The following is a 12,823-nucleotide window of genomic DNA, read 5'->3' as shown; positions in this document are numbered from 1 at the left end:
GGGTATAGAACAGCCTTATCGCTGGTTCAACAATTTACAGGCTTACCGGCTGCCGGGATGGCTGCGGTTTCAGGTCCTCCGACTGCAAAGGCATTTCCGCGATCGTAAAATAAAATGTACTGCCCTGCCCGGGAACAGAGTCCACCCAGATGGAACCACCATGCAGCTCCACGATCTTTTTACAATGCGCCAGGCCAATACCCGACCCTTCGTAGTCCTGCCGCGTATGCAGCCTTTGGAAGATGATGAAGATGCGGTCCTGGTAGCCCGGATCCATGCCGATACCATTGTCTTTGACGGAGAATTTCCAGCTGGCCTTGTCCGCCTGTACATCAATATGGATAACAGGCGCCACGCCGGCCCGGCGGAATTTTATGGAGTTACTGATGAGGTTTTGGAATAACAGCTTCAATTCGGTGGGCAGCGCATGCACTACAGGCAATTCCCCTACGGTAATGACGGCTTTGCTTTCCTGGATCACCGTATCGAGATCAGCCTTCACTTCTGCCAGCAGGTTGTTGCAGTGCACCGGCACAAAAAGTTTTTCGCGACCGATCCTCGAATAGTCGAGCAGGTCTTTGATCAACGTTTTCATGCGCTCGGCCGATTGGGCAATATAATCGAGGTATTTGTCGGCATGATCATCCAGTCGTCCTTTGTATTGTTTACGCAGCGCTTCCACAAAACCGGTGGTGGTACGCAAGGGTTCCTGCAGATCGTGAGAAGCCACATAGGCAAACTGCTCCAGCTCCTTGTTCTTTCGTTCGAGCTCAGCCGTACGGTGCTGCACTTTACGCTCCAGCGTCACATTGGTTTCCTGGATCACTTCGGTCATCCGCTCCAGCTCGGCCGTCATCTTATTGAAATCATTCGCCAGCTTGCCGATCTCGTCATTTGAAAAAGATTGCGCACGGCTACTCAGATCGCCCTGCGTAACGGCCTGTGCAGATCGTAATATTTCATCCAGCCCTTTTTGAATATTACGGCTCACCCAAAACGCAAGCCCCAGCCCCGTTAGCTCTACCGTAAGTGCGATAAAGAAAAGTATCTTCAGCACCAGGTTTTCCAACCAGCGCGACCCCTCCCCCATGGTATAAGAGAATTTATCTTCGAAGGGCGTTATTTTCCTGTTGAGCGGATCGATCTCGGCCAGGATGGCCTGTATGCGTTCGTCCGACGGATTGACACTATTGATCTCCTGATGCAATTGGTCGCCAATAACAATAAAGCCGGGTACCAGGCTGTCGGCCGCCGTCCAGGCGCCAATGGCTTTGTTGATATACCGGTTCTTGTGAAAACGGCGAAACAACGTGATCATGCCATCCACGTCATCTGGATGGTTGCGGCCAGCAATCAATCCCTCGCGTGTAATCTCATTATCGGGTTCTGGCTTCTGCATCTCTACCAGGGCACGGTGGTCGCCCAATGGTACTTTCATGAATTCCTGGAACTGCACGTAGTCGCTGTCATTGCGGGTACGACCGTACTTGAGCAACTGGTACATGGCGTCCTTCTGGGCCTTCGACCATAAGCCTTCGCCATTTACATAGGCGCGTACCGAAGAAAGTGTATTGATGGAGAAAAAAAGCGCGCACAGTTCAATCGCGATCAGGAGGGCCATGATGCCCACGGTGAAATACAGTTTCTTTTTGATCGAGACATCCCTTATCCGGCGGACAATGGAGATTCCTTTCATGTTGAGTGATTTAGGCGTGCAGCTATATCAGACCCCAAACCGTACATGCGCGCCACAGGCAGCACTAATAGTAGAAATGTACGAATATTTTAGTGAATGAGTTGCTGCAAAAAACGGCCGGTCAACAGCTGCCCGGTAAGGCAGCCATCGACCGGCCGCTAAATTAGATCACGCAACGTCAACTTGCAAAACGATACGCTATACATCTACCCCATACCGTCAAAGCACCTTAGTGATTGACCAGCTTCATCGCACCTTCGCTATACCGTTCACCCGCAGTGGGGTATTTCTTCAACAGTTCTTCCACCGCCTGCAGATCAGCAGCAGTCAGCACCACCTCCACAGCACCTGCATTCTCTTCGAGGTATTTGCGTTTCTTGGTACCGGGTATCGGAATAATATCATCACCCTGTGCCAGTACCCAGGCCAGCGCCAGTTGTGCCGGCGTAATGTTCTTCGCCTGGGCCAGACCGGCAAATTCCGCCACCATCTTTTGATTATCTTCCCAATTGCCTTCCTTAAACCGGGGCAGTGTTCTGCGGAAATCGTCGGCAGCCAGTTGCTCCGTGCCCTGCATGGTGGCCGTGATCAGGCCACGCCCCAGCGGACTATAAGGCACCAGCGTAATACCCAGCTCTCGCACCACAGGCAGTATTTCCTTTTCCACTCCGCGGGTCACTACTGCGTACTCACTTTGCAGGGCAGCAATGGGGTGCACCGCATGGGCCTTGCGAATGGAAGCAGCAGAGGCTTCAGACAAACCGAGGTAACGCATTTTGCCTTCCTTCACCAGCTGAGCCATAGCGCCCACCATCTCCTCTACCGGTACGTTCGGATCAACGCGGTGCGCATAATACAGATCGATCGTATCGATCTTCAGGCGCTTCAAACTGGCTTCTACTGCCGTTTTCAAATGCGCTACCGATCCGTCGAAATAAGTGGAACCATCTTCGCGTTGACGGAAACCAAATTTAGTGGCGATAAATACCTTATCCCGGTTGGGCACCAGGACCTTCGAGATCAACTCTTCATTCTTACCGACCGCGTACATATCTGCCGTATCCCAGAAATTGATACCCAGATCGAGCGCGCGGTGCAGGGTAGCGATCGATTCGTTATCGTCTACCGGGCCATACGCAAAGCTCATGCCCATGCAACCCAAACCAACAGCCGAAAGCTGTTCTCCTGTTTTTCCTAAAGGTCTATACTTCATAGCTAAGTAATTTATACCCTAAAGGTACAGCTAAGCACCGGGGCATTTTTACACAGATCAAACCATTCCTTATGAAATTCAAACAGCGCTGCAACTTGCCGCTCAGCACACCAAACCGACCGCAGCGTTTCGACCGGCGCCCCCTCTACCCCAAAAAAACAGCCGCCGGATGCCCGGCAGCTGATCACAGATAACCTTTATGTTGCAGAGCTGGCTTACATAAACCACACTTCCAGCCCTCCTTCTCCTTTAATATCCCGCCACGGTCTTAACATTTTTCAAGTCCGAACCATCGCGCACTTCTTCGCTGGCCTTCTTCACCAACTGATCGCCGGGCTGCAGCTTATCACTGAACACCTCGATCTTCCCGCCCGTTTCACGCCCCTTCTTCACATCCACCCACTCGGCTTTGTTGTTCACCACTCTTACTACAAACAATCTTTCGGGCGAATTGACCAGGGCCGATTTAGGCACGATCAAGGTACTGTCCTTCGCCGGGAAAGGGATCTTCACCTCGGCAATCATACCCGGCAGTAATCTCTTGCTGTTATTGTCCACATCGATCTCGATGCGCTCCGAGCGCAGCCTTGTATCCAATGCACCGGCCTGGCGGTTCACCGTACCCTTGAACAGTTCATTGGGCATTGACTTCACCGTAAACTCCACGGGATGTTTTGCATCCAGGTATCCCGTATAAGCTTCGGGCACAGCCACTACCAGTCTCAGCTTTTTTTGCGCCTGCAAGGTGAACATTGGAAATTCCGATCCTTTGCCCGAAGGTCCCACATAACCACCCAGGTTGGCATTACGTGCACTGATCACCCCATCAAACGGCGCCCTGATCTCGAGATAACCCTGCAGCACCGTGATCTCGCGATGCGCAGCGCGGGCAGCATCCAGCTGCGCGAGGTCCGAGTTCTTGCGGGCCGCCGCCTGGTCCAGATCATTCTGCGAAATAGTACCCGGCGTTTTGCTCGTTTCATACAGGCGGTCGTATTGCGACTTGCTCGCGGTATAGATCGCTTCCTGTGCTTTCAACCTCGACTCAGCAGCCGCCAGCCTTGAATTGAGTTCCGGTGCTTCCAGCGATGCCAGCAGTTGACCTGTCTTCACTTCCGAACCAACATCCACAAACAGTTTGCGTACAAAACTATTTTCCTTCGCATACAGATCCACCTGTTGCCAGGCGATCAGTTCTGCCGGTGTTTGAAAAGCAGTAGATAGTTTGTCCTTCTGCAGCGCAAAAGCCTCCACCACGGGTGGAGCCACGGCAGCAGCCGGTTCCCCTTTCTTCTCTCCGTGAGAAGAATTACAGGCCGTGTTCACCAATCCGTAGCCTGCCAGTAAAAAGAGCACTATATGTTTTGATGTCATATGCATTGTATAAAAGAACCCGTTTATTTATTCGCCAACATAGAATTTACTTTCCTTATCCTCGGGATCGAGCGATACCGACGCCGTCGAAGCCTTACCCTGCATCCAGGCAAATACCAGCGGCAGCATCAGCAAGGTAGCAAAAGTAGAAGCGATCAGCCCACCGATCACCGCACGCGCCAGTGGCGATACCTGGTCGCCCGCTTCGCCCAAACCGGCTGCCATAGGCACCATGCCCACCACCATCGCCACACTCGTCATCAGGATGGGGCGCAAACGCAAAGCCGCCGCTTCCCGCGCACTTTGCAGTGCATTGCCATTGTGCTTACGCAACTGCTCTGCATTCGTGATCAGCAATACGGCATTGGCGATTGACACCCCTACCGACATGATGATGCCCATATACGATTGCAGGTTGAGCGTTGAGCCCGTAGCCAGCAACATCAGCAAAGCACCCAGCAATACAGCCGGCACCGTAGTCAACACCACCGCCGATACCTTGAACGACTGGAAGTTGGCCGCCAGCATCAGGAAGATCACCACGATCGCCACGAGCAAACCTGTTTGCAAACTATCGAGGGTTTCCGTAAGCACCTGCCCCAAGCCAATGGGCTCTACCGTGAGGCCCCGCGGCAACTCGCCCAGCGAAGCGATCGCCGCTTTCACATCAACCGTCGCAACACCAAGATCTTTATCCATCAGGTTGGCCGTTACCGAAACGATCGGCATGGCGCCCAGGTTATCATTTTGTCCGTAAGTAGTATCCGTTTCAATCGTTGCCACATCGCTCAATAACGGCCTCGGCGCATTTCGCAATACCGGAATTTCACCGATGCTGTTGATGCTGGCCATCTTGCTTTCCGGGATCTGCACCTGCACGTTATAACTTAAACCAGCTTTTTCATCGAGCCACACGTTCTTTTCTGTATAGCGCGAAGAAGAAGTAGAAGCAACCACCGAGCGGGAGATATCCGACATATCAACACCCAGCTGTGCCGCCTTGATACGATCAATATTGATATTAAGGGCAGGATAACGAATAGGTTGTGCGATCTGGATATCGCGCAGGTAAGAGATCTGCGCCAACTTATCCATGATCTTGTGCGCATAAGCTTCATTGAGTTTCTTATTACGGCCTGCAATGCGCACTTCTACCGGTGTAGGTGAACCCTGACTCAATATCTTATCAGTAAGTTCGATCGGCTCGAACGACAATTTCACTTCGGGCATGGCCTTCGCCACTTCTGTACGCAGCTTCTCTTTGAGCTCGTCCATGTTCACCTTATAATGCTCCTGCAAAGCTACCTGTAATACGGCTTCATGCGGACCACCGGTAAACAAATAGATAGGCGCAATGGAGAATTGGGCCGGGTGCTGACCCACAAATGCCGAGCTGATCGCAATATTATCTTTCCCAACAAGCGTATCCAGTATGTGCAGCATGCGTACCACTTTTTCTTCGGTACGTTCGATACGCATACCTTCCGGCGCTTTCAGGCGCACCTGGAATTGTGCACCATTCACCTTGGGCAACACATCGCGCCCGATATTCGACAGCAACAATACCACCGCACCAATGGCAAGTACCAGGTAAACCCCTACCACCACCTTGCGGAAACGCAGCAGCCTGTCGAGGAAACGCATGAAGCGGGCCCGGAACTTTTCAAACCGGGTGAGTTTTCCATCACTATTGGTATCGGTTCGCTCGGCCATCGCTGCTTTCAACTCCCAGTCGTCCTGGTGAGCACCAGCTACCGCATGCACCTTCTTGTGCGATTTCATGATCCAGTTGGCCATGATGGGTACGAAGGTCTGCGACAGGAAATAAGAGACGATCATCGAAAAGCCGATCGCCAGCGACAAGGGCAGGAAGAGCGAACCCGGAATGCCCTGCATGGTAAACGCCGGTGCAAACACCGCCAGGATACAGAACAGGATCAACAGCTTTGGAAACGCAATTTCCTTACACGCATCCCAGATGGCCTTGGCCTTCGGCTTGCCCATATCGAGGTGCTGGTGAATATTTTCTATCGTTACCGTCGATTCATCGACGAGGATACCAATAGCCAGTGACAGACCGCTGAGGGTCATGATATTGATGGTTTGTCCAAACAGTTGCAGGAACAACACACCGGCAATGATGGAGGTAGGGATCGTGAGGATCACGATCAACGCGCCCCGCGCATCGCCCAGGAACATCAATACCATCAGGCCTGTAAGGATAGCGCCGATGGCGCCTTCACTCAACAGACTCTTCACCGCATTCATTACATAAACAGACTGGTCAAACTCATACGACAGTTTCACATCTTCGGGCAGCTGTGCCTGAAAGGTTGGCAGGGCCGCTTTCAGCTTCTGCACCACTTCCCAGGTAGAAGCGTCCGACGATTTGGCGATGCTCACATATACCGAGCGCTTGCCGTTCACCAGGGCATAACCCATGGTGATATCGGCGCCATCTTCTACCGTGGCCACATCGCGCAGGTACAGGTTTTGTACGCCGCCTTTATACAAAGGAATATTTTCAAAGTCTTTTACACTCTTGATCACCGTATTGGCCGGTGTGAGGTAATTATAATCACCCACCCGTACATTACCACCCGGCGATATCTGGTTGTTGAGGCGCAGGGCTTCCACCAACTGATCGGGCGTTAGCTGATGCGAACGAAGTAATTCGGGATCGGCCTTGATCACAATGGTACGGATATTGCCACCAAAGGGAGGCGAGCCGATAAGGCCGGGAATGGACGTGAAAGCGCTGCGCACATACACGTTGGCCATATCCATCAGTTCGTTGTTGGTACGCGAGGGACTGCTTAGCACCAGCTGACCAACCGGCAGTGTAGATGCATCGAAGCGAATGATAAAAGGAGGTTGAGATCCCGGCGGAAAGATGGCCTGCGCCCGGTTACAAAAGGCGCCCAGTTCGGCAGCCGCCTGCGCCATATTGGTACTGGGGTAAAAAGTGATCTTCATGAGGGTAAGCCCCTGTGCGTTCTTTGTCTCGATCGACTTGATACCATTCACATACAAGAGAATATTGATGTACTGCTTGCCGAAGAAGGCCTCCATTTGAGAGGGTGTATAACCACCAAAGGGGTGCGAAACATAGATCACCGGCAGGTTCATCTGCGGAAATATATCGACCTTGATCGTGCGTACAGCGCCAATGCCAAAGAACAAGAGCCCTGCTACCAATACCAGGATGGAGATAGGTTTCCTTAAAGCTGTTCTGATCAATCCCATGACTACGAAAGGTTCAGTTAAAACTCATTAATAAATAAAGCGAAATCACCTGAGGCAGCTGCTTTCAGCAAGAGCGCCTGCCATACATTGTTATAGGTAATAGCCCGATCGGTCTCGGCACGGTTCAACGCATACAGGGCCTGCGTAACATCTACCATATTCGTCAACCCATTCTTATACAACACCGATTTCTGCAGAAAAGCATCGGAAGCAGCTTTCACCTGCACCGGTACTTCCCGGTAATTATCGAGCGCATTTTTGATCTTGTTGTCCGACAAAGCCAGCTGCGCTTTCAATCGCTGATCGGTGAGTTCATATTCTTCTTTGAGCGCCTGCGAGATGAACTTCTGTGAAGTGACCTGCTGCTGCACGCGCAAGGGTGTTGTAAGATTCCAGATCATGCCCACCCCAAAGAGGTAGTTGGCGCGCACCGGATCGATGCCCTTTAAATAACTCCGGGAAAATTTATTCAGGTCATTGATACCATATTCCGGATCGAAGCCAGAGCCGCGCCCCTGGAAAACACCAAACAGGGTGAACGTGGGATAGCTGAGGGTTTTGAAATATTTAGCCTGTTCATTGCTGAGGTCGATCCTGCGTTGATAAAAGGCCAGCAAGGGATGCACCTGTTTGCTGCTGCCCGAATCGTACAGGGCCGTCGGTATCCTGGCTACGAATACCGAATCGAGTGTAAAGACCTGGTGCTGTACACCCATCAGTATCGCGAGTTGGTTGGCCTGCTCCTGTTCATAATCCCGCGCCCGCGTCAACACGATGCGCGCATTGGAAACCTCTGCATTGGCAAGCGACGAATCGACACCGGCATTGAGACCATTCTTTACGCGGGTGGTTACGATGCCCTGCAGCGCCACCGCGCGGTCGAGGTTGTTTTGCCAGGACTGTGTGAGTCGCTGCGCTGCCAGCAGGTTGAGATAAGCTGCCGCTACCCGCACTTCATGCTGAAACTGCTCCTGCACCAGGTCGCTCTCGTCGCGCGCTACCACGGCCTGCGCCGTTTTGATCTTTTCACGCGCCCGGCCAAAGGAATAAAAATCCCAGTTGATATTGGTAAGATACAGCGCACCGAATGCGGCATTCCAATTTTGATCGGCCAGTGGTTGCCCCGAAGAGGCGGTACCCAGGCCGCGGAATCCGTATAACGGCCCTGTTTGGCCGTTCACCGTTCCATAGTCATGCTGGAACGAAACACTGAGATCGGGATAATATTCTTTCACACTTTGTTTCACAGAAGCTTTGGAAGCACTTACATAACTCGCCTTTGCCTTGATGGCATTGTAGTTCTGCAAGCCGGTTTGCACCGCTTCCTTAAGGGTTAGCACCTGCGCCTGAGCGACGGTAGTACCGAAAACAATAGCTATGATCCCTGATAAGGGAAGAGAAAATTTCTTTAACATGCTGAGCGAATGAATGAATGGCATTCCTTTTTTGATGTCCTTAACCTCGGGCAAGCGCGTTAGTGCGAGAGTTTTATTAAGCAGGTAAAATTACCTGCTGTCATAGGTACAGGCATTATAGATTTCAAACAAATAACTATAAAATTCAAACAACCGCTCCGCGGAAGGTGCGGGGCGTTTGCAAGGTTTGTTTCTTGAAGAAGTTATTGAAGTAAGCGGGATACTCAAAGCCCAGGCTGTAAGCGATCTCCGACACATTCCAATTGGTATGCATCAGCAGTGCCTTGGCTTCCTTCACGATACGATCGGCAATATGCTCGGTGGTCGTTTTGCCGGTCATCTCTTTCACTACCCGGTTGAGGTGATTGGCATGCACCGAGAGGTGCAGCGCATAATCGCCGGCCGTTTTTAATCGCAGCACATGATCGGGCGAATCGATGGGGAACTGCCTTTCGAGCAATTCAACGAACAAAGCAACTATTCTTGAAGAAGCATTGGTATGTTGAAAATAACAGTCGGCCGGTTTCGACTTCAACGCTTCATGAATGATCAGGTTCACATAATTGCGCAGCAGGTCGTACTTATGAATATACTCCGAGGCAAGCTCTACCTGCATTTTAGCAAATATATCATAGAGAAAATCGACCTGTTGCGGCGTCACGAAATAAATGGGATCGCCACCGATCTTGAACAGGGGCGATTCCATGATGCCTTCGCTGCGCTGCTGCGTACGATCGGCAAACTGCTGATCGAAGAGACAGAAATAACCATCCTGTTGCGGCGATGAAGCCTCCCAGGCATACGGGATCGTCGGGTTGGAAAACAACAGGGCCGGCCGGTCGATCCTGATACCTTTATCCGCATAGTACAACATGCCTTCACCGATAATGAGGGAGATCTTGTAAAAATCGCGTCTGTTGTAGGGGGAATAAGTTTTGCAGCCGTATTCACCACGCTTGTACACATTCAGGTGTCCGAGCTCCTGTCGTTGCTGATGTTTATCATAGATCACACAACTGGCGTCGGCCGCCGGTGCGCCAAGCCTTTTATAGAATTCGCTGATGGATTCCGCCTTGCCCATTCTGTGAAATTATGAAAATCAAACAATGGCCAGATTAAAATGTTTATAAAATTAGACGGATGCCCCGCACCCTGCGACAAACAGCGGGCGCTTTTCGACGGTTGTCATTCAGTAGCATCGCTGACCGGCAGATAGTTGCAGGCCGCTTAACAAGTGGTTAACGAAAGCAAAAGCATAATTACTACATTGCACCCGATGGAACTTTATATCAGGAACATGGTATGTAACCGCTGCATCATGATCGTGCGGCAAACATTGGAAGAAACAGGATTGCACCCATTGAACATAAAACTCGGCGAAGTAGAACTGGCGGAAGCGCCTGCAGCGCCGGTACTCGACACCCTGAAGTCGAAATTGGAGGCCCTCGGTTTTGAGCTGCTCGATAACCAGCGGCAAAAGACCATCGAACAGATCAAGTCAACCATTCAGCGACTGATCGGCCAGGCCGATCTGGAAGACAACCATAAATTCTCTGCCCTCTTGTCGGATGCGTTACAAAAAGAATACTCCTACCTCAGCAAATTGTTTTCGGAAGTGGAAGGCATCACCATAGAGAAATATGTCATCAACGAAAAAATAGAGAAGGTAAAAGAATTGATGATCTACGACAAACTTTCGCTGAATGATATTGCTTTCAAAATGGGTTATAGCAGTGTGGCCCACTTATCGGCCCAGTTTAAAAAAGTAACCGGTTTCACGCCTTCGGCCTTCCGCCAATTAAAAGAAGATTAAAGGTTGCAGTCGTACGGTTAGGTCCCATCTTAGAATTATATAACTCTCCTTCCGAAAGATGTAACAGGCGGGCAGCAAGCTGGCAATAGTTTTGTGCCATCATCAACCGGTGCGGTAAAGGCCGCACCCACAAAACTGATCAATATGTCAAGAGTATTCATCACCCTTCTTGCACACCTGCTTACCGGCGCAACCGCGTTTGCTCAACACGAACACCATACAACAGATACAATAAAACCGAAGGCTGCCCAACATCAGCACGATACACCCGCGCAAAAGAAACAATCGGCTCGTCAGCAACGGGCTGGCATGGATCATATGGCTCATGGTGCACAGCATGACTCTGCCACGCACCCCACGCCGCCGATGAGCCACGCTTTTTCGCTCAACCTGCCCATGAACCGCAACGGATCGGGCACCGGCTGGTTGCCCGATGCATCGCCCATGTATGGCGCCATGTTGCATGCGAAGAAATGGATGTACATGATCCACGGCAGTGTGTTCCTCCGTTACAACAAACAGGATATCGGCAATAAAGGAGTTCGTGGCGGAGAGAAATGGGATGCGCCCAACTGGCTGATGGCAATGGGGCAGCGCAAAGTAGGCAACCGCGGGCTCTTCCGCTTCAGCGCCATGCTTTCGTTCGATGCACCGATTGCCGGCGGCTCCGGTTATCCGCTGTTGTTTCAGTCGGGCGAGTCCTGGAAAGGGCAACCTCTGGTCGACCGGCAACACCCGCACGATCTTTTCTCTGAACTATCTGTCGGATACACGCATAGCATTTCGAAGAACATAGACGTATTTGGATATTTCGGTTATCCCGGCGAGCCGGCCCTTGGCTCGGTAGCGTTCATGCACCGGCCCTCGGCCCTGCCCAATCCCGATGCACCGCTCAGTCACCACTGGAACGATGGCACGCACATTACATTTGGCGTAGCCACGCTGGGTGTGCGCCTGGGTAAGTTTAAAATTGAAGGTTCTTCCTTTACCGGTCGCGAGCCCGATGAGGACCGATACAATTTCGATAAAGCCCGTTTCGATTCCTGGAGCGGCCGTCTTTCGTACAACCCTACCGCCAACTGGGCCTTACAGGTATCTCATGGATATATCAAAAGCCCGGAGGCCCTGCACGACGACGAGGATGTGCACCGCACCACGGCTTCTGCTGTGTATAGCCTGCCTTTGCAGAAGGATCGTTTCCTGAATGTGACCACCTTGTGGGGTGTTAACAAAACAGCAGGACACGATGGAGAGCATGCGGTATTGGTAGAAGGCGCTTTGCAATTGAAGAAGCTGGCCCTGTACAGCCGTTATGAATGGGTACAAAAATCGACCGAAGAGCTGCACCTCGATGAGTCAGAATTTGGCCACGATGCCATATTTCCGGTCCACGCATTCACCGCTGGTCTCAACTACCAACTCCTGGTCCTGGGGCCGGTTAACATTGCTGCGGGTGGACACCTGAGCTTCTACCGGCCTGCAAAGGATTTAGAAGTGCTTTACGGCCGCAATCCGGTGGGCGGTCAGCTCTACCTTCGTTTTTATCCCAAGCTGATGAAAATGGGCCGCTAATGGCCTTAAACGCGATGAAGGATTTTGCCCAAACTGATTCGCCCTGCCGTTGCGGGGCTTTTCTTTGCGGCTGATGCCGGCAACATGGGTTGCACTTCTCCGCATATTGTCTGCATATTGCCTGCACATTGCCTGAAAGGCCTGTTCTTTCATTGACAATATGTTGGCTCTATGCAGGCCATGTGCAGGCTATGGGGCGCGGATTCAATACCCTTGGTCTATGGTTGGGCCGCCCCAGGCAGGCCGTTAGCATGCAAAACCCTGTGGCAGAGGGACTACTGTAAAGCTCTCCCGGTAATAGACTACCCACCTGTAAAGTTTTTTCAGTACAAGACACGAAAACTTGTATAGTTATTTTAGCAAAGGACATCGTGCTTCATTCGCTCCTCGCTCGTAAACCGTTATGTCCTTGTTCGGTATTTGTTCGCTTCTTATTCGTACCTCCTTCGGTATTTTACGGTGATTTACCAATGAAATACCGAACAAATACCGAA

At 51.5% G+C, this 12,823-nt stretch carries 8 protein-coding genes; 2 read left to right on the top strand and 6 right to left on the bottom strand.

Translation table 11 applies throughout. The features are described from left to right. Nucleotides 1-34: 34 nt before the first annotated feature. From P2H89_RS27765 to P2H89_RS27740, 6 genes are all read right to left on the bottom strand, one after another. Nucleotides 35-1,696, bottom strand: a complete 1,662-nt coding sequence (locus P2H89_RS27765) for an ATP-binding protein (protein WP_275833281.1) — start codon at nt 1,694-1,696, stop codon at nt 35-37. Nucleotides 1,697-1,925: 229 nt separating this feature from the next. Beyond that, on the bottom strand, nt 1,926-2,909 hold the full coding sequence (locus P2H89_RS27760; RefSeq protein WP_275833279.1) for an aldo/keto reductase: 984 nt from the start codon (nt 2,907-2,909) through the stop codon (nt 1,926-1,928). 249 nt (nt 2,910-3,158) lie between these two features. Beyond that, nucleotides 3,159-4,283, bottom strand: a complete 1,125-nt coding sequence (locus P2H89_RS27755; RefSeq protein ID WP_275833276.1) for an efflux RND transporter periplasmic adaptor subunit — start codon at nt 4,281-4,283, stop codon at nt 3,159-3,161. A gap of 27 nt (nt 4,284-4,310) precedes the next feature. Next, nucleotides 4,311-7,529 carry an efflux RND transporter permease subunit gene (locus P2H89_RS27750; RefSeq protein ID WP_275833275.1) on the bottom strand — a complete coding sequence of 1,073 codons (3,219 nt, stop codon included), beginning with the start codon at nt 7,527-7,529 and terminating at the stop codon, nt 4,311-4,313. A 17-nt stretch (nt 7,530-7,546) separates the two neighbouring features. Further along, nucleotides 7,547-8,944, bottom strand: coding sequence for a TolC family protein (locus tag P2H89_RS27745; protein ID WP_275833273.1), 1,398 nt, complete (start codon nt 8,942-8,944; stop codon nt 7,547-7,549). 145 nt (nt 8,945-9,089) lie between these two features. Further along, nucleotides 9,090-10,025: a helix-turn-helix domain-containing protein gene (locus tag P2H89_RS27740; RefSeq protein ID WP_275833271.1), complete on the bottom strand. Its 936-nt coding sequence runs from the start codon at nt 10,023-10,025 to the stop codon at nt 9,090-9,092. A 195-nt stretch (nt 10,026-10,220) separates the two neighbouring features. On the opposite strand from P2H89_RS27740, the gene P2H89_RS27735 reads away from it, so the two are divergent. Both P2H89_RS27735 and P2H89_RS27730 read left to right on the top strand, forming a co-directional pair. Next, entirely contained in the window at nt 10,221-10,757 is a 537-nt protein-coding gene (locus tag P2H89_RS27735) for an AraC family transcriptional regulator (RefSeq protein ID WP_275833269.1), read from the top strand. Between the two features lie 144 nt (nt 10,758-10,901). Continuing rightward, nucleotides 10,902-12,329 carry a hypothetical protein gene (locus P2H89_RS27730; protein WP_275833267.1) on the top strand — a complete coding sequence of 476 codons (1,428 nt, stop codon included), beginning with the start codon at nt 10,902-10,904 and terminating at the stop codon, nt 12,327-12,329. Nucleotides 12,330-12,823: the final 494 nt, after the last annotated feature.

Origin of the sequence: Paraflavitalea sp. CAU 1676 (genome assembly GCF_029223285.1) — a bacterium.
Taxonomy (GTDB): Bacteria; Bacteroidota; Bacteroidia; order Chitinophagales; family Chitinophagaceae; genus Paraflavitalea.
The sequence above is the reverse complement of the archived record's forward strand: the minus strand, read 5'-3'. Positions and strand labels throughout refer to the sequence as shown.

Bases quoted from the DNA above. Each gene is read 5' to 3' on its own strand.
- P2H89_RS27750 (WP_275833275.1), bottom strand. From the start codon at position 7,529: ATGGGATTGATCAGAACAGCTTTAAGGAAACCTATCTCCATCCTGGTA.
- P2H89_RS27735 (WP_275833269.1), top strand. From the start codon at position 10,221: ATGGAACTTTATATCAGGAACATGGTATGTAACCGCTGCATCATGATC.
- P2H89_RS27760 (WP_275833279.1), bottom strand. From the start codon at position 2,909: ATGAAGTATAGACCTTTAGGAAAAACAGGAGAACAGCTTTCGGCTGTT.
- P2H89_RS27730 (WP_275833267.1), top strand. From the start codon at position 10,902: ATGTCAAGAGTATTCATCACCCTTCTTGCACACCTGCTTACCGGCGCA.
- P2H89_RS27755 (WP_275833276.1), bottom strand. From the start codon at position 4,283: ATGACATCAAAACATATAGTGCTCTTTTTACTGGCAGGCTACGGATTG.
- P2H89_RS27765 (WP_275833281.1), bottom strand. From the start codon at position 1,696: ATGAAAGGAATCTCCATTGTCCGCCGGATAAGGGATGTCTCGATCAAA.
- P2H89_RS27740 (WP_275833271.1), bottom strand. From the start codon at position 10,025: ATGGGCAAGGCGGAATCCATCAGCGAATTCTATAAAAGGCTTGGCGCA.
- P2H89_RS27745 (WP_275833273.1), bottom strand. From the start codon at position 8,944: ATGTTAAAGAAATTTTCTCTTCCCTTATCAGGGATCATAGCTATTGTT.